Source organism: Methylobacterium sp. Leaf104, from assembly GCF_001422885.1.
In the GTDB taxonomy this organism is placed as follows: Bacteria; Pseudomonadota; Alphaproteobacteria; order Rhizobiales; family Beijerinckiaceae; genus Methylobacterium.
Genome location: NZ_LMMZ01000034.1, coordinates 284,333 through 303,751 on the forward strand (window position 1 = coordinate 284,333; position 19,419 = coordinate 303,751).

Genomic DNA, 19,419 nt, shown 5'->3' on the forward strand with positions numbered 1-19,419 from the left:
GTCAGGCGGGCACGGCCGCGCTACTTGGTAGGGTCTCCCCCGCCTACCCTGGATCCGCCGTGCCCGAACCCATCGAATCCGCCGCCATCACCGCCGCCGTCCTGGTCATCGGTGACGAGATCCTGTCCGGGCGCACCAAGGACAAGAACATCGGCACCATCGCGGATTACTGCACCGCCATCGGCGTCGATCTGAAGGAAGTGCGTATCGTGCCCGACGAGGCCGACTGCATCATTGCCGCCATCAATGCCCTGCGAGGCTCCTACACCTATCTGTTCACCACTGGCGGCATCGGCCCGACCCACGACGACATCACGGCCGACTGCGTCGCCGCCGCCTTCGGCGTGTCGATCGACGTCGACCCGCGCGCGAAGGCGATGCTGCTGGAGCGCCACCGGCCCGAGGACCTGAACGAGGCGCGCCTGCGCATGGCCCGCATTCCGGCCGGGGCCGACCTCATCGCCAATCCGGTCTCCAAGGCGCCGGGCTTCCGCCTAGGCAACGTCATCGTCATGGCCGGCGTGCCGGGTATCATGCAGGCCATGCTCGACAATGTCGGACCGACCCTGGCGACCGGTGCCAAGGTGCTGTCGGAGACCATCGAGGCCGGCAACCTGCCCGAAGGCACCTATGCGGGAGGCCTCGCGGCCATCGCCAAGGCCCACGCGACGGTCTCGATCGGCTCCTATCCGTCGATGACGCCGAATGGATTTGCCAACCGGATCGTCGTGCGCGGCCGGGACGCCGCGGCTTTGGCAGCCGCCCGGGCCGAGGTGGATGCGCTCCTTGGCGAATTGCGCGGCGGCTCACCCGCCTGAACTTCCGCGCTCCCGACGCGCTTCCATCCGAGCGGCCCTCACCGATCGAGGGACACCGGGAGCAGATGTGATGGTCGATGAGCGCGAGGACGGGGTCGACACGATGGCCGAGACCGTCGCGGAGATCGGTCGGCCCGATGCCTTCGTGCTGCACGAGGTCATCCGTCTCGAGGGCGACGAGGAACTCCGCCGCCGGGGTAGTGCCCTATTGCTGTCGGCCGTCGCCGCCGGTCTGACGATGGGATTCTCCCTCATCGTGCCCGGCGTGCTGAAGGCGCACCTGCCCGAGGCGCCCTGGGCCGTCCTGATCACGAGCCTCGGCTACGCCACCGGCTTCCTCATCGTCGTCCTGGGTCGCCAGCAGCTGTTCACCGAGAACACGCTGACGCCGATCCTGCCGCTGCTGCACGACCGGAGCCGGACCACTCTGAGACGGGTCCTCCGGCTCTGGGGAATCGTGCTGACGGGCAACATCGTGGCGACAGCGGCGATCGCGGCAGTGCTCGCCTATTCGGATGCCTTCGAGCCGCGCGTCCACGCCGCGTTCTCGGCGCTCAGCCAGCACGCCATCGGATCTGCCTTCGGCACCACGGTGATCAAAGCCGTCTTCGCCGGCTGGCTCATCGCCCTGATGGTGTGGATGCTGCCGGCGACGGGCTCGGCCGCGCCGTTCGTCATCATCCTCATCACCTGGCTGGTCTCGATGTGCGGACTCAGCCACATCGTCGCCGGCTCGGTCGACGCATTCTACCTCGTCTTCGCCGGCCAGGCGACGATGGTCGACTATGCCTGGCGATTCTTCCTGCCGACGCTCATCGGCAACGTCTTCGGTGGGACCGCCCTGGTGGCGGTGCTGAACTTCGGACAGGTCGCCCCGGAGGTCGAGGAGCAGAAGGCCTCCGACGGCGAGGCGTGACCCGCCATCAATCGACCCGGTCGGGCTGCCCCCGGGCGTAGCCGTGGGAGATCAGCCGATCTCGCCGAAGCGTTCGCCGCTCAGCCTCGCACAGATCGGTCAGGGCATCGGCAACGGCGCGGTGCAGGGCCAGGATCGCGTCGCCCGCCGCCTCCTCCAAGTAGGCGGCGACGATCGCCTCCGCCGGCGCGATCCAGGTGGGCGCGGGGGTGGGGCGGGACTGCATCGACGATCCTGAATGAGAACACATCAGGAACATGCGGCGGATGGCTCCGAATGGTCAACTGGGTCGCGGAGCTTTTCCGAAGGAACGATCCGTCGAGGGGGCCGGCGCACGAAGATGTGCCGGCACCGCCGTCACGCGCGAACCAGTCCCCTGCCCTTCACGGCGGCCGCCAGAGCTTTCAAGTTGCGGTTGAGGTCTGCGATCTCGTTGAGGGCGATCGTCTTGTGGCCGTCCTTGACCGCACGCTCGATGTCGCTGACCTGGTCGGTCGCGATGCGCTTCAGTTCGGCGGCGAGCTGGTCCCGTGTCATCGTCGCTCCTGTCACGGCTGGAGGGTTGCCGATCCGGGATAGCGCAACGTACTTAACCAGCCGTTGTCGGCCTCCGCACCGCACCATCCGATCGCGGCAGAATCCGCGATGCGGCGAAAATCGGTCCGCTACCTGACGCTTCCGAAGGGGGTGTGTCCTGTGGGGCATAGTGCGTCGTGACAACCCCGGGTAGCTTGACGGCAATCCTCCGACCCTGGGACAGACACCCCGATGATCGCAAAATTCCTTCTGGCCGGCGCTGCTTCGCTCGTTGCCCTCGGCGCGGCCCATGCCGCCGACCTTCCGCGCCGTCAGGCGCCGCCGCCGGTCTTCGTGCCGGTGCCGGTCTTCACCTGGACCGGTTTCTACATCGGCACCCACAGCTCGTATGCGTTCAGCGACAACCAGACCATTCGTACGGTCGGCAACAACCTGAACACCTCCACGAACGTCGCCCTCGGCCGGCGCGCTCCCAGCTTCAAGGCTGAGCAGGACGGCATCGGCAATGTCGGCGGCGGCATCGGCTATAACTATCAGTTGACCCCGGGCTCCGGCTTCGTCGTCGGCGCCGAGGCTAATGTGACCTGGACCGACATCGGTAAGCGTCGCGATTACTTCGGTCCGGCCATCGCCCAGAACGGCTTCATCCCGGATCCAAGCAGCTACCGGAACCGTCTGAACTACCTCGGCACCGTGCAGGGCCGCCTCGGCTACGCCTTCGACCGGTTCCTGGTCTACGGGACCGGCGGTTTCGCCTACGGCGACGTCAAGTATCAGGCCGACTTCTTCAACACCGCCAATCAGCTCGCCTATTTCGGCCGTTACAAGGGCATGGAGACGGGCTACGTCTACGGCGGCGGCATCGAGTATGCGATCCCCACAGACAGCTTCCTGAACCGCTTCAACTTCATCGGCGGCCTCCTCGGCGCCAGCGCGATCACGCTGAAGGCCGAGTACCTTCGCTACGACCTCGGCAGCCGCAACGTTCTGGTGAACAACACTGGTCTCGGCGCTCCGGCCACCGGCTCGTACACCTCGCGCTTCAACACCGAGGGCAACCTCATCAAGGCTGGCTTCAACTACAAGTTCGGCTCGATGTAATGTCTGGATCGGCGGCCCTCAGGGGACGCCGCTTTCCGCGATCACAAGGAGAAGCCCCGCTCGCGAGAGTGGGGCTTTTTGCCGTTCGGGGATGTCGGAGGCGGATCAGGTGCGCCAGGGATGCTCGGGCAGTTCGGTCGAGCCGAGGGAACTGGCCCCGGCCAGCGCCACCGCGTGGTCGTTCTCCACCGTCGAGCCGCTGACGCCGATCGCGCCAGACATCTCACCGTCCTTGTCCACGATCGGGATACCACCCGGGAAGGTGATGAGGCCGTCGTTCGAGTGCTCGATGCCGTAGAGCGGACCGCCCGGCTGCGAGAGCTGGCCGATCTGGCCGGTCATCATGCCGAAGAACACCGAGGTCTTGGCCTTCTTCTGCGAGATGTCGATGGAGCCGACCCAGGCGCCATCCATCCGGTAGAAGGCCTTGAGGTTTCCTCCGGAATCCACGACGGCGATGCACATCTGCGTGCCGAGTTCCACGGCCTTTGCGCGGGCGGCTTCAATGGCCTTGTGCGCGTCTTCGATGGTCACGTGCATGCTGTAATCTCCCTGGATGCCTGGTGAGGGTCTCGTGCCATGCGGCCGCCGGAGAGCCCGGCTCGGCGTTGGGTCCGACAAATCTTGCCACAGACGGGCACGGGCTAACGAATGCCGGTCCAGACTGGTGCCGAAATCCGGCTTCCGAAACAAAAGGGCCGCCCTCGAAGGGGCGGCCGAGTCATGGGTCTCTTCGTGCGTCGCGCCGAGCCTTCAGCTGGCGGACATCGCGTTGGCCTTCTCGATCAGCGCCTCGGCCATGCGGATGGAGGCGATGTCGATGAGGCGGCCGTCGAGGGAGACGGCACCACGGCCGGCCTTGGCGGCCTCTTCCATGGCCTCGAGGATGCGACGGGCCTTGGTGACCTCGGCCTCGGAGGGGGTGAAGACCTCGTTGGCGAGATCGATCTGCGAGGGGTGGATCGCCCACTTGCCCTCGAAGCCGAGAGCGGCGCAGCGGCGGGCTGCCGAGGTGTAGCCGTCCGGATCGGAGAAATCGCCGAACGGACCGTCGATGGGGCGCAGGCCGTAGGCCCGGCAGGCGATCAGCATACGGTTCTGCGCGAACAGCCAGGGGTCCTGCCAATGGGTCTCGCGGTTGCCGGCCTCGTCCTTGTCGGTGAGCACCGAGAAGTCCTTGTTCACGCCGCCGATGACGGTGGAGCGCGCGCGGGTCGAGGCGGCGTAATCGGCGACGCCGAACGACATAGCCTCCAGGCGCTTGGAGGAGGTGGCGATGGCCTCGACATTGGCCATGCCCAGCGCCGTCTCGATCAGCACCTCGAAGCCGATCTTCTTCTCGCGCTTCTTGGCCTGCTCGATCTGAGTCGTCAGCACGTCGATGGCGTAGACGTCGGCCGGCACGCCGACCTTAGGGATGAGGATCATGTCGAGGCGCGGACAGGCTTCGACGATGTCGACGACGTCGCGGTACATGTAGTGGGTGTCGAGACCATTGATGCGGATCATCATGGTCTTGCTGCCCCAATCCAGGTCGTTGAGCGCCTGAATGATGTTCTTGCGGGCCTGCTCCTTGTCGTCCGGAGCCACCGCATCCTCGAGGTCGAGGAAGATGACGTCGGCCTTCGAGCTCGCGGACTTCTCCATGAAGGTCGGGTTGGAGCCGGGGACGGCGAGTTCCGAGCGCTGGAGACGCGGGGTCGCCTGTTGGATCAGGGTGAAGCTCATTGGGTATCCTTCCTGTTCGACGTGTTCTGGACGTTCATGAGACCCGAAAGTCGGGCCACCATACCGATGGAGGCCGGCCCGCGCGCTAGCCCGAAGGCCGCGGAGCCCCGCCCGTACCCTTACAATTTCGTCAGCCCGTCGCGCCGAAGCCGACGGCGATACAGTTGATCGATAGCAACAGGGCAGATTTCACCGCCTCGCGCTGGTCTTCGTCCTCCTCCGAGCGGAAGCGGCGCAGCAGTTCGACCTGCTCCCGGCTGACCTGGTTGATGGTCGGCAAACGGCCATTGAGGCGGTCGCGGAACAAGGGGAAGCGCTCGGCGAGCTCGCTGCCGCCGCTGACCCGCAGAGCCATCTCGCGAGTCAGGGCGTACTCGGCCTCGATCAACGGAAAGATGCTGTTGCGCGCGCCCTCGTCGGGGACGAGGCTCGCGTAGTCGCGGGCGATCTCGAGATCGACCATCAGCAGCGTCTTCTCGACCTCGTCGAGGATGAGGCGGAACGGCTTCGATTCGGCGAAGAGCCGCTGCAGCTGTGCCTCGCCCTGCTGGCCGCGTACGTCGAGGAAGCTCTTCAACCCGGAGCCGACGCCGTACCAGCCGGTAATGACGTGGCGGTTCTGCGACCAAGCGAACACCCAGGGAATGGCGCGCAGGTCGGAGAGCGAGCGCGCGCCGAAGCGGCGTGCGGGCCGCGACCCGATGTTCAGGAGCGCGATCTCGTCAAGCGGACTCGCCGACCCGAAATAGGTCACGAGGTCGGGGTGCTGGATCAGGTTGACGTAGGCCGCGCGCGAGGCACCCGACAGGGCTTCGAGGCAGTCGTCGAACTCGCTGCGCGGCGTCCGGGCCGCCTCGCGCTCCGATTTCAGGGCGTGCCGAAAGACCGAGGAGGCAAGAAGCTCCATCTGGTAGGCGGCGGTGCCCCGGTTGGCGTATTTGAACGACACGACCTCGCCCTGCTCCGTCGTGCGGAAGCGGCCGTTGATCGAGCCCGGCGGCTGGGCGGCGATGGCCCGCGCGGTCGGGGCGCCGCCGCGGCTCACCGAGCCGCCGCGGCCGTGGAAGAACGCGATCGGCACGCCCGAGGCCTTACCGAGCTGGGTCAACTTGTCCTGCGCCTTGTAGAGTTCCCAGTTCGAAGCGACGAAGCCGCCGTCCTTGTTCGAATCCGAGTAGCCGATCATGACTTCCTGCACGCCGCCCTGCCAGCGGGTGGACCGGCGCACGACGGGGATCGAGAACAGCTCCTTCATGATCGCCGGCGCAGCGCGAAGATCGTCGATGGTCTCGAACAGCGGCACGATCGGCAGGCAGCAGATCTCGGTGCCGGCGGCGTCGAGGAAGTTGCCGGCTTCCTTGGCGAGCAGGTAGGCGCCGAGGATGTCCTGCACCGAGCGGGTCATCGACAGGATGAACGAACCGAAGGCTTCGCGGTCGAGCTGCTCGCGCATCTCGCCGACCAGCGCGAAGGTTTCCAGGGTCTCCCGGGCGTCGTCGGGCAGATTCTCGAAGCTCCGCTCGCCGCTGCGCGGCCGGGCCAGCTCGTCGATGATCCACTTCTTCCACTCGGCCGAGTCGACGTCCGGCGGCGTTCGGTTCTGCCCGTTGGCCTGTGTCCAGAGAGCCTGCAGCGTCTTCGTCGTGCGGGTGGTGTTCTCGCGCAGATCCAGGCGGACGGTGGAGAAGCGAAAGATCTCGACCATGCGCCGAACCGGCCGCACGAGATCGACGGCCAGAGACGGGCACTTCGCGTCGGCGAGCCCCTGCTCCAGGGTGCGCAGGTCGTTGATCAGGCCGTCCGCGCTCGGATAGTCCGGCCCGGTCGAGCGCTGGCCCTTGTTGCGCAGGATGGTCGCCTCGAGCTTGCGCAGGACGCAGGTGAGGAACTGGCGATAGGCCTCGCCCGGGTTGCGGCTGGCGATGGCGCGACCGTCTCCGCTCTCGGTCAACATCTGCGCCAGGGCCGCCTTGAACGTCTCCGGCACCGGCAGCGAGCGCTCGGTCAGGGAGAGCGTGCGGCCGAGCGCGGTGACGCCGTCGCGGTAACGCCGCAGGGAGGCGAGTGCGTTGCGCTGCAGGGTGGCGCGGGTGACGGAGGAGGTGACGTAGGGGTTGCCGTCGCGGTCGCCGCCGATCCAGGAGCCGAACTGGAAGAAAGGCGGCACCTCGAACTTCTCGTCGGGATAATACTGCGCCAGGCTCTCCTCCAGGGAGTAGAGCACCTCGGGCAGCATCTCGAACAGCGTCTCGTCGAAGAAGTGCAGACCCCAGGCGACCTCGCGCTCCACGGTCGCCTTCTCCAGGTGCAACTCACCCGTCATCCAGACGAGCTCGATCTGGTCGCGCAGCTCGTTCATGAGGCCATTGCGCTCGCGCTCGGTCCAGCGCGGCAGCTCCAACTCACGCAGCACGAGGTAGATCCGGCGGAACTTCTCCAGCACGGTGACCCGCTTGCCCTCGGTGGGATGCGCCGTGATCGTCGGCCGGATCCGCAGGTCCTTCAGCAGGGCGTGGATCTCGGGCGCCTTGATGCCGCTGGCCGCCGCATCGGCCAGGACGGCGCTGAAGCTTCCGCCCAGGGCCTCGCGGCCCTTGGTCCGCTCCACCTGCCGGCGCCGGCGCATGGCGGCGTTCTGCTCGGCGATGGAGAGCAGCTGGAACCAGATGCCCTGCACCTGGAGGGCGCGGGCGAGAAGTTCGGGCGAGAAGTCCGAGATGTTGGCGCGCCCATGCAGCACGTCCTCGAGTTCGGGCTCGTGCCGGCGCGCCACGGCGAGAAGGGCATGGAACAGGATGTCGAGGGCTTCCTTCGACGAGGTGCCCGTGATCACGGGCGGCGCGAAGGTGTGGTCGACGGCTCCGACGGGAGCGTGAAGGGTATCCGTCATCGAAGGCCACCTTGAGGAAAATTCTTCGCCGACTGACCGCGATGGAAGCGGGCGATGGGAAGGCGGTGACGTTGAGCGATCAGAGTCTACGGACTGCGCCTGCCCTCCCCCCCACTGCGGGAGAGGACCGCTCTCGAGGCGGGTCGGGTAGAGGAGCGCCCTCTCCGGACGTGGCGCCCCTCTCCCGCCTGCTCTGCAGGCCCCTCCCCCTATCGAGGGGGAGGAGTGTCTCGCCTCAGGCGGCGAGCTTGCGCATCACCTGCGCCACCGTGGCGCCGAACTCGCCTGGGCTCGGCGCCACGGTCAGGCCGTAGGAGCGCATGATCTCAGCCTTCTCGGCGGCGGAATCGCCGGTTGCGGAGATGATGGCGCCGGCATGGCCCATGCGGCGCCCCTTCGGAGCCGTGAGGCCGGCGACGAAGCCGACCACCGGCTTGGACATGTTCTCCTTGATCCAAGCCGAGGCCTCGGCCTCCTGCGGACCGCCGATCTCACCGATCATCAGCACGGCCCGGGTATCGGGGTCCTGCTCGAAAAGGGCGAGGTGGTCGAGGAAGGACGAACCGTTGATCGGGTCCCCACCGATGCCGACCGAGGTCGAGATGCCGATGCCCTCGGCCTTCATCTGGGCGGCGGCCTCGTAGCCGAGGGTGCCGGAGCGCGAGATCACGCCGACATTGCCCTTCAGGTAGATGTGACCGGGCATGATGCCGAGCATGGACTTGCCGGGGGAGATGATGCCGGCGCAGTTGGGGCCGACCACCATGGTCCGGCGCTCCTTGGGATAGCGGCGCAGGTAGCGCTTCACCCGCATCATGTCCTGCGCCGGGATGCCGTCGGTGATCGAGCAGATCAGCGCGAGGCCGGCATCGGCGCCTTCCATGATGGCGTCGGCCGCGAAAGGCGGTGCCACGAAGGTGATCGAGGTGGTGGCGCCGGTGGCCTCGACGGCCTCCTTGACGGTGTTGAACACCGGCACGCCGAGATGGGTCTTGCCGCCCTTGCCGGGGGTGACCCCACCGACGACGTTGGAGCCGTACTCCATCATCTCCTTGGCATGGAAGGTGCCCTTATCGCCCGTGATGCCCTGGATCAGAATCGGGGTCTTCTCGTCGATCAGAATGCTCATGACGTATCCTCCCCTGCGTCTCAGTGGCTTTTCTTGGCGGCTTCGCAGGCCTGGACGGCCTTCGCCGCGGCGTCCGACAGGCTGTCGGCGGTGATGAGATCGAGGCCGCTCTCGGCCAGGATCTTCTGGCCCGCCTCGACATTGGTGCCGGCCAGACGGACCACCAGGGGCACGTCGATCTTCACCTCGCGCGCCGCCTGGATGACGCCCTGGGCGACCCAGTCGCAGCGGTTGATGCCGGCGAAGATGTTGACGAGGATCGCCTTGACGTTGCGGTCGGAGAGGACGAGGCGGAAGGCCGTGGCGACCCGGTCCGGCGAGGCGCCGCCGCCGACGTCGAGGAAGTTGGCGGGCTCTCCGCCGGCGTGCTTGATCATGTCCATGGTGGCCATGGCGAGGCCTGCGCCGTTGACGATGCAGCCGATCTCACCCTCGAGGCCGATATAGGAGAGGTTGTGCTCGGCGGCCTGGGCTTCGCGCGGGTCGCCCTGCGAGGGATCATGCATGTCGGCGATGTTGCGCCTGCGGAACATGGCGTTGTCGTCGAAGGACATCTTGGCATCGAGGGCCAGCACCCGGTCGTCCTTGGTGACGACGAGGGGGTTGATCTCCAGCATGGTGCCATCGCAGTCGCGGAACGCCCGGTAGGCGTTCATGATCGTCTTCACGGCGGCCGAGACCTGCTTGATGTTCAGGCCGAGCTGAAACGCGATCTCGCGGGCCTGGAATTGCTGCAGGCCGACCGCCGGCTCGACGACCACCTGGATCAGGGCCTCGGGCTCGTTGGCGGCGATTTCCTCGATGTCCATGCCGCCGCGCTGGGAGGCGATGACACGGACGCGTTCGGCCTTCCGATCGAGCACGTAGCCGAGGTAGAGTTCCCGCTCGAAGGGATCGGCGGTCTCGACATAGACGCGCTGGACGGGCTTACCCTCGGGTCCGGTCTGCAGGGTCACGAGGCGCTTGCCGAGAAGGTCCTTGGCGGCGTCGCGAACCTCGTTGTAGGTGCGGCACAGCTTGATGCCGCCGGCCTTGCCGCGGGCGCCCGCGTGGATCTGGGCCTTGACCGCCCAGAACGAGCCACCGAGCTCGGTGGCCGCATAGACCGCCTGGTCGGCGCTGAAGGCGACAGCTCCCTTCGGAACGGCGACGCCGAAACCGGCAAGCAGTTCCTTGGCCTGGTACTCGTGCACGTCCATGAGCGTTCTCCTCGGCGTTTCTTCCTTGCCGCGACTGTCTCGTAAATTTCACTTCACGGAAAGTCCTTGGCGACTTATATTTTTTTACAGCCTCGTTCACTCTGCCTTGAAGGCAGCTCGACTGTATTCAGTTTGCACAAGAGCTGCCCCGATGGCGTCGGGAGCAGCTCTTGGTATATCAGATCACGCGGTTTGACTTCACATGACGTCTCGGCGTTCGTGACCGACGCTCAGTTCACCTTCGCCTTCACGATTTCGTAGATCGACTCGTTGAGGGGACCCGCCGAAGCCAGGAGGGTTTCGAGCTCACGCAGGCGCTCGTCCGCGAAGGCGCGGTCGTCGAGGCCCTTGGCATTCACGTAGACGTTGAGGGCAGCACTGCGCAGGCCGGCATGGGCCGAGAGCACCGCGACGCCGGCATCCGAGATGACGTTGAGGTTGCCCTTGTCGGCCACGATCTGGGCGAGGTCGATGACCTTGCGGCAGGCGCGGCAGCAGGCGAGCGGCACGTCGGTGGCGACCTTGAGGGCGGCCTGGATCTTCTCCTGACGTGCCGCCTTCTCCTCGTCCGTGACCTTGGGGAGTCCGTAGGCCCCCATCACCGCGTCGAAGGCCTCGACGTCGTCGGCGATCATGCCGGTGAGTTCGGTGCGCAGCGCCTCGGACTGGGCGAGGATCTGCTTCAGCTCCTCTTCGACCTCGACGTACTTCTTCTTCCCGATGGTGAGGTTGCACACCATGCTGAGGAGTGCGGCGCCCATGGCGCCGGAGATGGCGGCAGCACCACCCCCGCCGGGGGTGGGCGCCGAGCTCGCCAGACCGTCGAGGAAGGTCTGGATGGACTCGTTCGCGGCGTTCTCTTTCGCGGCCATGGCGGTCAGGCCATCTTCTTCGCGAGGGCGTAGATCGCCTCGGCGTCCAGCACCTGCTCGGTGTTGTCGAAGAGCTGGCCCACGCAGGCGCGGTGCAGCTTGAGCTTCAGACCGCCGATGCCGAGCGCGCCGAAGACCTTCTTGCCGTGGCGGTCCTTGCCCTTGTCCATGGCCTCGATTCCGCCGAAGCCGAGCGGCGGCTGTGCATTGTAGTCGGCCACGAACTCGATGCTGGCCTCGTCCTTCCAGGCCTCTTCGGGCAGGAGCTCGAGACCGATCGCGCCGGCCGAGAACACGATGTTCTGGCCCTTGACGATCTGCGCGCGCGAGGCTGCGTCGGAGGTCTCGGCGGCCTTGATGCTGACCTTGAACCGCTTGTTGATCTGGTCGGCGGCGGCCTGCGCCTTGTCCAGCGAGCGCCCGCAGAGCGTCACTTCGGCGCCCTCCTGGGCGAGCAGGGCGGCCGAGCGCATGCCGACCGGGCCGGTGCCGGCGAGGACGACGGCCTTCTTGCCCTCCAGCGACCCGGCGGCTTTCTGGACCAGGGCGACGCCAGCGGCGGCGGTGGTGTTCGAGCCGTTGGAATCCAGCATGATCGAGACGCGGAACGGACCAAAGAAGCGCTTTTTCACCGCCTCGAAGACCGCCTCGCCGGCCGCCATGCTGCCGCCGCCGACGAAGATCGCCGTCGACTTCTTCTCGGAGCCGCCGCGGGTGTAGATCGTCCCGTCGACCAGGGCGCCGACATTGTCAGGGGTCACGTTGCCGTAGCCGGTGATGTGGTCCGCGCCGCCATCGTAACCGACGACCACGTCGAACACGCTCGGGACGGCGTCGGTATCGAATTGGAACAGCAGCTTCTTCATTGTCTTAGGATCCCTGTCGGTGCCGCGCTCGGCGCGGCTGGCGTATGGTCTCGATTGATCGACCGCTTCGGCGATCGCGCGGCGCTCCCCCGGCGGGTCGGAGCGCAAACCGCCTTCACACCACGTTCTGCGGCTTGCCGGCGACGTAGGCCTCGACGTTGTCGACGAGTTGGTCTGCGAGGATCTGCATCGCCTCCTTGCTCGCCCAGGCCACGTGCGGGGTGACGATGAGGTTCGGCAAATCGAGCTCGCAGAGGATGTTGCCGTTCTTCGGAGGCTCGGTCATCACCACGTCGAAGCCGGCGCCGCCGATGGTTCCGGCCTTCAGCGCTTCGGCCAGGGCCTCCTCGTCCACGAGGCCGCCGCGGGCTGTGTTGATGAGAAGCGCGTGCCTCTTCATTTTGGCGAGTTGCTCGCGGCCGATCATGTTGCGGGTCTCGGGCGTCAGCGGCGCGTGCAGCGTGATGACGTCGGATTCCGTGAGGATCGTCTCGAAGTCGACGAGGCCCTCCTGGGGGAACACGTCGTAGGCGATGACCTTCATGCCGAGGGCTTCCGCGCGCTTGGCGATCGACTTGCCCAGCGCACCGTAGCCGACGATGCCGAGGGTCGAGCCGGCGATGTCGTGGATTGGGTAGTCGAAGTAGCAGAACTGGGTCGACTTCGCCCAATCGCCTCGGCGGACCGAATTGGCATAGGGCACGATGGCCCGGCGCAGGGCGAACATCAGGCCGATCACGTGCTCGGGCACGGTGTTGAAGGCGTAGTTTCGGATGTTGACGACCGTGATACCCTGGGCCTTGGCGGCCTCCTTGTCGACCACGTCGGTTCCGGTGGCGGCCACTGCGATCAGCTTGAGGGCGGGCAGCTGCTTGAGGGTGTCGGCCCGCATCGGGACCTTGTTGATCAGCGCGATCTCGGCGCCCGTCAGGCGCTCGACGATCTCCTCCGGCGTCCAGGTCGAGTCGTACTCGACGTACTCGTGCGGGAAGTTGAACGCGCGCACCTTGGCGTCCAGGGACTCGCGGTCGAGGAACACGATCTTCTTCGTCATGGAATCCTCTGGCCGATCCGGCCACGTCACGGATAGAGCAGGTCGCGGATGGGTCGTCGGGCATGCCGGAGCGGGCGGACCCGCCCCGGCACCTCGAAATCAGGACTTCGACAGCGGGTTCTCACGCAGGTAGCTCGACGCGGCAGCGACGCCGGAGCCGGGCTGAACCTTCACGCCGTGGTCGAGCATCGCCATCTCGGCACCCGCGATGGCGCCCAGCAGCGACAGCTCGTTCATGTCACCGACGTGGCCGATGCGGAAGACCTTGCCGGCGACCTTGCTCAGGCCGGCGCCGAGCGCGAGGTTGTAGCGCACGTAGGCGTGCTTGATGATCGCGGCGGCGTCGACGCCCTCCGGCACGAGGATCGCCGTGACGGTGTCGGAGTTCCACTTGGGCTCCTTGGCGCAGGTCTTCAAGCCCCATGCGGCCACGGCCTGGCGGGTCGCCTCGCCCAGCACGTGATGGCGGTGATAGACGTTTTCGAGGCCTTCCTCGTTGAGGCAGGCGAGCGCCTCGCGCAGACCGTAGAGCAGCGGCAGCGACGGGGTGTAGGGGAAGTAGCCGGCCGGGTTCTGCTTCTGGTGGTCGGCCCAGTCGAAGTAGACATGCGCCAGGCGATCGTTCTGACCCGACGAGGTCTCGGCGGCCTTGAGCGCCTTCTGGCTCACGCAGATCACGCCGAGGCCGGCGGGGAGCATCAGGCCCTTCTGCGAGCCGGCGATCGCGCAATCGACCTTCCACTCGTCCATCTTGAACGGCAGCGAGCCGATCGAGGAGACGCCGTCCGCGAACAGCAGGGTCGGGTGGCCGGCCGCGTCGATGGCCTGGCGCACCGCGCCGACATCGCTGGTGACGCCGGTCGCGGTCTCGTTATGGACCACCATCACGGCCTTGATCTCGTGGTTCTTGTCGGCGCGCAGGGCCTCGCCGATCCGCTCCGGATTCGCGCCCGTACCCCACTCTTCGTCCTGCACGATGACTTCGAGGCCGAGGCGCTCGGCCATGTCGATCCAGAGATGGCTGAACTGGCCGAAGCGGGAGGCCAGTACCTTGTCGCCGCGCGACAGCGTATTCGACAGAGCGGATTCCCAGATGCCGGTGCCGGAGGCCGGGAACAGGAAGATGGTGCCGTCCTTCGAGCCGTAGACCGCCTTGGTGTCCTCGAAGAGGGGCTTGGTCAGCGCCGGGAAGTCCACCGAGCGGTGATCCTCGGACTGGACCATCATCGCGCGCATCACGCGATCCGGGATGTTCGTCGGGCCCGGGACGAACAGGTGGTTCCGGCCGGGACGTCGCGTTGCCGCCATGATGTTTTCTCCGTTTCTCACGTTGCGCCCGCACGCGCTCCGCGTGCGGCGACACAGATGCGCCGAGGGATGGAGCGGACCGCGCGGACCATTCCGGATCGATCCCGGATGGTCCTGGCGGCCGCTGGTCAGATGAATCGCAGGACGAACTCGGACGCGCGCGACGCCCGGACGGATGCCGGACCGATGTCGGTCCGCGCCGAAGGCTGACCTTCGACGCCCGTCGCCGCACGCGCCACCGAATACTTCAAGCCTCTTCTCCATGGGCCGGGTCGCGCTCGAACCGCGCTGACCGCTGAGCCGTTTTCAGCGTCGTCGTCCCCGGGGACGGCACCCTTGGTTCGCCTCGATGGGCTCCGGTCATGCGTCCACCGACGCGGCCCGGTGGGGCACCTTGAGCGGGACTATGCCCGGCTTCAGCCTGAAAGGAAAACCCGAAATACTTGGTCTCAAGTCAAAATTTTTTTTGTGGAAGAAGAGCTTACGTCGCGGCGCGGGACGAGCGCGGTGTCCGGGGGCCGACGTCATCAAACTGATACGGGAATCCGGTTTGGCTCGTGGCATCGGAGGATGTCCCGGAGGCAATCGTGGGCGAAGAGACCGAGGCGACCCGCGTCCGGACGCTGTTCCTGTCAGACATGCATCTTGGGACCAAGGGCTGTCAGGCCGACCTGTTGCTGGAATTTCTGCGCGATTACGATGCGGACGAGATCTACCTCGTCGGCGACATCATCGATGGATGGCAGCTAAAGTCGGGCTGGTACTGGCCGCAGAGCCACAATGACGTCGTGCAGAAGCTCATGCGCAAGGTGCGCAAGGGTTCGACGCTGGTCTACGTCCCGGGCAATCACGACGAGTTCCTGCGCGACTACATCGGCATGACATTCGGCGGCATCGAGATCGCCGACCAGCGCCTGCACGAGGCCGCCGACGGCAAGCGCTACCTCGTCATCCATGGCGACCAGTTCGACATGGTGGTGCGCCACGCAAAGTGGCTCGCCTTCCTCGGCGACGGCGCCTACACCTTCGCGCTGTTCATCAACACCTACGTCAACACCGCGCGCCGCCGCCTCGGCCTCGCCTACTGGTCCCTCTCGGCCTGGGCCAAGCTGAAGGTGAAGAACGCCGTCAATTTCATCGGCAAGTTCGAGGAACTCCTCAGCGCCGAAGCCAAGCGCGTCGGCGCCGATGGCGTGATCTGCGGTCACATCCACCACGCGGCCAACCGGCAGATCAACGGACTGACCTACCTCAATACCGGAGACTGGGTGGAATCCTGCACCGCCATCGTCGAGCACTACGACGGCACCATGGAGGTCCTCCACTATCCGAGCCTGCTGCGGGCGCGCAGCGCCCGGTCCGACCTCGTCGGACGCCCGCGGCCCGACGGAGCTCGGGCCGTCGCGTGAGGCTCCTCATCGCCACGGATGCCTGGCACCCGCAGGTCAACGGCGTCGTCCGCTCGCTGGAGAACATGGCGGCGGCCGGGTCGGCCTACGGCTTCGACCCCGTGTTCCTCACCCACCAGGACTTCGCCTCCCTGCCGCTGCCGGGCTATCCCGAGATCCGGCTTGCCTACGCCACCAAGCGCCACGTGGCTCGCCTCTGGGACGACCTGCAGCCGACCCATGTCCACATCTCCACGGAGGGGACGGTCGGCTACGCCACCCGGCGCTACTGCCTCGCCCATCGCAGGCCCTTCACGACGAGCTACCACACTCGCTTCCCGGAATACCTCTCCGCCCGCGCGCCCGTGCCGGAGGCCTGGAGCTACGCCTGGCTGCGGCGCTTCCACGGCGCGGCGAACGGCACGATGGTCTCGACCGCGTCCCTGGAGCGCGACCTCGCCGCGCGTGGCTTCACCAACCTGATGCGCTGGACGCGCGGCGTCGACACCGACCTGTTCCGGCCCCGGGCGGAGGGAACGCCGGAGCCGGCCGATCTCGCCGGCCTGCCTCGCCCGATCTTCCTGTCGGTCGGCAGGCTTGCGGTCGAGAAGAACCTCGAGGCGTTCCTGCGCCTCGACCTGCCCGGTACCAAGGTCGTCGTCGGCGACGGTCCGGACCGGGCGCGCCTGGCGGCGCTCGCGCCCGATGCGCGCTTCCTCGGCACCCGGACCGGCACCGATCTCGCGGCGCTCTATGCCGGTGCCGATGCCTTCGTGTTCCCGAGCCTGACCGACACCTTCGGCATCGTGCTCCTCGAAGCCCTGGCCTGCGGCGTCCCCGTGGCCGCCTATCCGGTGACCGGCCCCCTCGACGTCATCGGGCGGACCGGTGCCGGTGTCCTCGATTACGACCTGAGAAGCGCGGCCCTCGCCGCCCTGGAGATTCCACGGGCGCGCTGCCGCAGCGAGGCCCTGCGTTACACCTGGGCCGAGAGCGCGCGCCAATTCTACGACAACATCGCCCGCGCGCACGGCACAGCGCCGGTGCGGTTCCGGACGACCGGCAAGGCCCCGCGAGGCGTCGCCGAGCTCGGCTGAAACGTGGACCGGACGCGCCTCGCGCGCTAGGGGACCGGATTGCCCCCTCCCCCGGAACCCGCCCGATGCCGCCGTTCGACCCGCGCCTGGCCGAGACCTACCCGGCGGTCATCGGCTGCGACGAGGTCGGGCGCGGCGCGCTCTGCGGCCCGGTGATGGTCGCGGCGGTGTGGTTCGAGCCCGCAGCGATTCAACCCGGACTGCTCGGCCGCCTCGACGACAGCAAGCGCCTGAAGGCGGCCGAGCGCGAGGCGCTGACGCCGCTGATCCGGGCCCAGGCCCGCGTCGCCGTGGCGGCGGGCTCGCGCGCCCTGGTGGATCGGATCAACGTGCGCGCCGCCACCCTCGACGCGATGCGGCGGGCGGTCCTCGCGCTCGGCCTCGACGCTCCCGTCTGGGTCGACGGCCGCGACCCCGTCCCGGGCCTCGCCCTCCCGGGCCGGGCGGTGATTGGCGGCGACCGGCTGGTGCCGCAGATCGCGGCCGCCTCCATCGTCGCCAAGACCCTGCGCGACACACTGATGCGGCGGCTCGCCGGTCGCTATCCGGATTATGGTTGGGCCAGCAATGTCGGCTACGGCACGCGCACCCACCTCGCCGGCCTCGCGAGCCGGGGCCGGTCGCCGCATCACCGTCTGAGCTTCACCCGCGCCTATGACATCAGAACAAGCTCAGCTGGTCCGACGGAACCCTGAACAGGTCGGTGCGCAGACGGCGCCGCACCTCAGGATACCCGAGGCGCTGCCGGGCCAGGCGCATGCGCTGACGGATCAGGTCGGCATAGGCCCCGGTGCCGGTCATCCGCGTACCGTAGGCAGCATCGTAGGCGCGCCCGCCCCTGGCCGCGCGGACCAATGACATGACGTGCCGTTGGCGGCCGGGGTAGTGCTCGGCGAACCAATCGTTCACCAGGGCATCGAGTTCGAGGGGCAGACGCAGGAGCACGTGGCTCGCCTCCACGGCCCCGAGGTCACGGGCCCTGGTGAGGATCGCCTCGACCTCGTGATCGTTCAGCGAGGGGATGATCGGCGCGGCGATGACCATCACGGGAATGCCCGCCGCGCTCAGGCGTGCGATCGCCTCCAGGCGTTTTTCCGGGTGCGGCGCCCGCGGTTCGAGCCGCCGCGACAGCGCCGGGTCGAGGGTTGTTACGGATACGGCCACCTTCACCAATCCGTCCCGTGCCAGGTCGGTCAGCATGTCGAGGTCGCGAACGACGAGGTTCGACTTCGTAACGATCCCGACCGGGTGGCGGAAGCGCGCCAGGACCTCAAGCACCGCGCGCGTCACGCGATGCTCTCGCTCGATCGGCTGATAGGGGTCGGTGGCAGTGCCGAGGGCGATGGTCGCCGGGCTGTAGCCCGGCGCAGACAGCTCTCGTTCGAGCAGGGCGCCGGCATTCACCTTCCGAAACAGCTTGGTCTCGAAATCGAGACCCGGCGAAAGGCCCACATAGGCATGGTTCGGCCGCGCGAAGCAGTAGACGCAGCCATGCTCACAGCCCCGATAGGGGTTGATCGACCGATCGAACGAGATGTCGGGCGAGGTGTTGCGGGTGATGAGCCTGCGGGCGTGCTCCGGCCTCACCTCGGTCCGCAGAGGAGTTGGAGCCTCGAGCCCGAACCACCCGTCGTCGAAGGTTTCCCGCCGCGCCGCTTCGTATCGCCCGCCCGGATTCGCCGTGGCCCCCCGACCGCGCCGCTCGGCCGGTTGCGGCGTCGTCTCGCCCAGGCGTCGCGGCGGTTCCAGGCTGGACGGTATCGTACGGGAGGAATCTGCGAGCATGAACCAAATTCAGCAGAAGCGATAGGGAAAGAACATATCACGAACGCAGAGACACGGAGTGCGAATATTTCAGGCAGACCGCTCGTCCCTCAGCATTTCTACCCGCCTGCCCACGGCGCTTTGCCGTAAGACGGCTTTGCGCGACGCAAAAATGCGGTATGCGCGCGCATGCTCTCGGCTCTCATCTCAGTGACCCGGCCCGCCGACCCCGATGCCGTCGATCAGCTCGCCGATACCCTCGGCGCTCTGGTGGCGGGCGTCGCGGCAGGGCTCGTCGGCGACGCGGTGATCGTCGTGCCCGCGGCGAACTCGGCCATCGAGACCGTCGCCGAGGCGACCGGCGCCAAGGTCGTATTGCGCGGGCGTGGTTCGTCGCCCTGGTCGGCGGGCGCGAAGGCCGCGCGGCGGGACTGGGTCCTCTGTCTGGAGGCCGGCGACGTCCCGGCCGAAGGCTGGATCCGTCTGCTCGACCGCTTCATCGGCACGGCCCGGCCGGAGGTTTCACTGGCCCGCCTGCGCCGTCCCCATACCGGCCTCCCGGCGCGCCTGGCTGCCCGGGGCGAGAGCGTGATCGGCGCGCACGCACCGCGCGCCGGCGACCTCGTGCGTCGTGAGCGTCTGCTGGCCGGGCCGAAGTTCAGCCGCCGCCTGAAGGCCCGCGCACTCTCGGCGCGCCTCGACCGGGCGTGATCGCGCGGATGCGGACCGCGGCTGGCCCGCGAGTCGCCGAA

Annotated in this window: 19 protein-coding genes; 7 read left to right on the top strand and 12 right to left on the bottom strand. The window is 67.4% G+C overall.

What is annotated here, in order from left to right; translation table 11 throughout:
• The first annotated feature begins 59 nt into the window (after positions 1 to 59).
• Both ASF49_RS16595 and ASF49_RS16600 read left to right on the top strand, forming a co-directional pair.
• On the top strand, positions 60 to 818 hold the full coding sequence (locus ASF49_RS16595) for a competence/damage-inducible protein A (RefSeq protein ID WP_056475231.1): 759 nt from the start codon (positions 60 to 62) through the stop codon (positions 816 to 818).
• A gap of 70 nt (positions 819 to 888) precedes the next feature.
• Positions 889 to 1,734, top strand: a complete 846-nt coding sequence (locus tag ASF49_RS16600; protein ID WP_056475234.1) for a formate/nitrite transporter family protein — start codon at positions 889 to 891, stop codon at positions 1,732 to 1,734.
• A 7-nt stretch (positions 1,735 to 1,741) separates the two neighbouring features.
• Here the strand turns inward: ASF49_RS16600 and ASF49_RS16605 are convergent, their stop codons facing one another.
• Together ASF49_RS16605 and ASF49_RS16610 are read right to left on the bottom strand one after the other, a co-directional pair.
• Entirely contained in the window at positions 1,742 to 1,960 is a 219-nt protein-coding gene (locus ASF49_RS16605; RefSeq protein ID WP_056475238.1) for a hypothetical protein, read from the bottom strand.
• Positions 1,961 to 2,091: 131 nt separating this feature from the next.
• Positions 2,092 to 2,271 (bottom strand): hypothetical protein, encoded by a 180-nt coding sequence (locus ASF49_RS16610; protein WP_056475241.1) that lies wholly within the window; start codon positions 2,269 to 2,271, stop codon positions 2,092 to 2,094.
• 231 nt (positions 2,272 to 2,502) lie between these two features.
• Between ASF49_RS16610 and ASF49_RS16615 the strand changes: the two genes are divergently transcribed.
• Positions 2,503 to 3,372 (top strand): outer membrane protein, encoded by an 870-nt coding sequence (locus tag ASF49_RS16615; RefSeq protein WP_056475244.1) that lies wholly within the window; start codon positions 2,503 to 2,505, stop codon positions 3,370 to 3,372.
• A 105-nt stretch (positions 3,373 to 3,477) separates the two neighbouring features.
• On the opposite strand, the gene ASF49_RS16620 is transcribed toward ASF49_RS16615, so the two are convergent.
• The 9 genes from ASF49_RS16620 to ASF49_RS16660 all read right to left on the bottom strand — a co-directional run bounded on the left by ASF49_RS16620 (position 3,478) and on the right by ASF49_RS16660 (position 14,418).
• The gene (locus ASF49_RS16620) at positions 3,478 to 3,912 is read right to left on the bottom strand and encodes a GlcG/HbpS family heme-binding protein (RefSeq protein ID WP_056475247.1); all 435 of its coding nucleotides are present in this window, start codon (positions 3,910 to 3,912) and stop codon (positions 3,478 to 3,480) included.
• Between the two features lie 213 nt (positions 3,913 to 4,125).
• Complete coding sequence (locus ASF49_RS16625) at positions 4,126 to 5,100, bottom strand: HpcH/HpaI aldolase/citrate lyase family protein (protein ID WP_056475251.1); 975 nt, start codon at positions 5,098 to 5,100, stop codon at positions 4,126 to 4,128.
• A 130-nt stretch (positions 5,101 to 5,230) separates the two neighbouring features.
• A complete protein-coding gene (locus ASF49_RS16630) occupies positions 5,231 to 7,990 on the bottom strand; it encodes a phosphoenolpyruvate carboxylase (protein WP_056475252.1) in 2,760 nt (919 codons plus the stop codon).
• 235 nt (positions 7,991 to 8,225) lie between these two features.
• Entirely contained in the window at positions 8,226 to 9,119 is an 894-nt protein-coding gene (gene sucD, locus ASF49_RS16635; protein ID WP_056475256.1) for a succinate--CoA ligase subunit alpha, read from the bottom strand.
• A 20-nt stretch (positions 9,120 to 9,139) separates the two neighbouring features.
• Positions 9,140 to 10,318, bottom strand: coding sequence for a malate--CoA ligase subunit beta (locus ASF49_RS16640; RefSeq protein ID WP_056475259.1), 1,179 nt, complete (start codon positions 10,316 to 10,318; stop codon positions 9,140 to 9,142).
• Positions 10,319 to 10,548: 230 nt separating this feature from the next.
• Positions 10,549 to 11,190 carry a methenyltetrahydrofolate cyclohydrolase gene (gene fchA, locus ASF49_RS16645; protein WP_056475261.1) on the bottom strand — a complete coding sequence of 214 codons (642 nt, stop codon included), beginning with the start codon at positions 11,188 to 11,190 and terminating at the stop codon, positions 10,549 to 10,551.
• 5 nt (positions 11,191 to 11,195) lie between these two features.
• Complete coding sequence (locus ASF49_RS16650; protein ID WP_056475264.1) at positions 11,196 to 12,056, bottom strand: NADP-dependent methylenetetrahydromethanopterin/methylenetetrahydrofolate dehydrogenase; 861 nt, start codon at positions 12,054 to 12,056, stop codon at positions 11,196 to 11,198.
• A 115-nt stretch (positions 12,057 to 12,171) separates the two neighbouring features.
• Positions 12,172 to 13,110: a D-2-hydroxyacid dehydrogenase gene (locus ASF49_RS16655; protein WP_056475267.1), complete on the bottom strand. Its 939-nt coding sequence runs from the start codon at positions 13,108 to 13,110 to the stop codon at positions 12,172 to 12,174.
• A 99-nt stretch (positions 13,111 to 13,209) separates the two neighbouring features.
• Positions 13,210 to 14,418: an aminotransferase class V-fold PLP-dependent enzyme gene (locus tag ASF49_RS16660; protein ID WP_056475270.1), complete on the bottom strand. Its 1,209-nt coding sequence runs from the start codon at positions 14,416 to 14,418 to the stop codon at positions 13,210 to 13,212.
• Positions 14,419 to 15,005: 587 nt separating this feature from the next.
• On the opposite strand from ASF49_RS16660, the gene ASF49_RS16665 reads away from it, so the two are divergent.
• The 3 genes from ASF49_RS16665 (at position 15,006) to ASF49_RS16675 (ending at position 17,598) form a co-directional block, all read left to right on the top strand.
• A complete protein-coding gene (locus ASF49_RS16665) occupies positions 15,006 to 15,827 on the top strand; it encodes a UDP-2,3-diacylglucosamine diphosphatase (RefSeq protein WP_056475272.1) in 822 nt (273 codons plus the stop codon).
• Entirely contained in the window at positions 15,824 to 16,903 is a 1,080-nt protein-coding gene (locus ASF49_RS16670) for a glycosyltransferase family 4 protein (protein ID WP_056475275.1), read from the top strand. The genes ASF49_RS16665 and ASF49_RS16670 overlap by 4 nt, the downstream gene beginning before the upstream one ends.
• Before the next feature lie 65 nt (positions 16,904 to 16,968).
• Entirely contained in the window at positions 16,969 to 17,598 is a 630-nt protein-coding gene (locus ASF49_RS16675) for a ribonuclease HII (RefSeq protein WP_200930072.1), read from the top strand.
• Here ASF49_RS16675 and ASF49_RS16680 read toward each other — a convergent pair.
• The gene (locus ASF49_RS16680) at positions 17,564 to 18,688 is read right to left on the bottom strand and encodes a PA0069 family radical SAM protein (RefSeq protein WP_056475282.1); all 1,125 of its coding nucleotides are present in this window, start codon (positions 18,686 to 18,688) and stop codon (positions 17,564 to 17,566) included. The genes ASF49_RS16675 and ASF49_RS16680 overlap by 35 nt on opposite strands.
• Positions 18,689 to 18,856: 168 nt before the next feature.
• On the opposite strand from ASF49_RS16680, the gene ASF49_RS16685 reads away from it, so the two are divergent.
• Entirely contained in the window at positions 18,857 to 19,378 is a 522-nt protein-coding gene (locus ASF49_RS16685; RefSeq protein ID WP_056475283.1) for a hypothetical protein, read from the top strand.
• Positions 19,379 to 19,419: the final 41 nt, after the last annotated feature.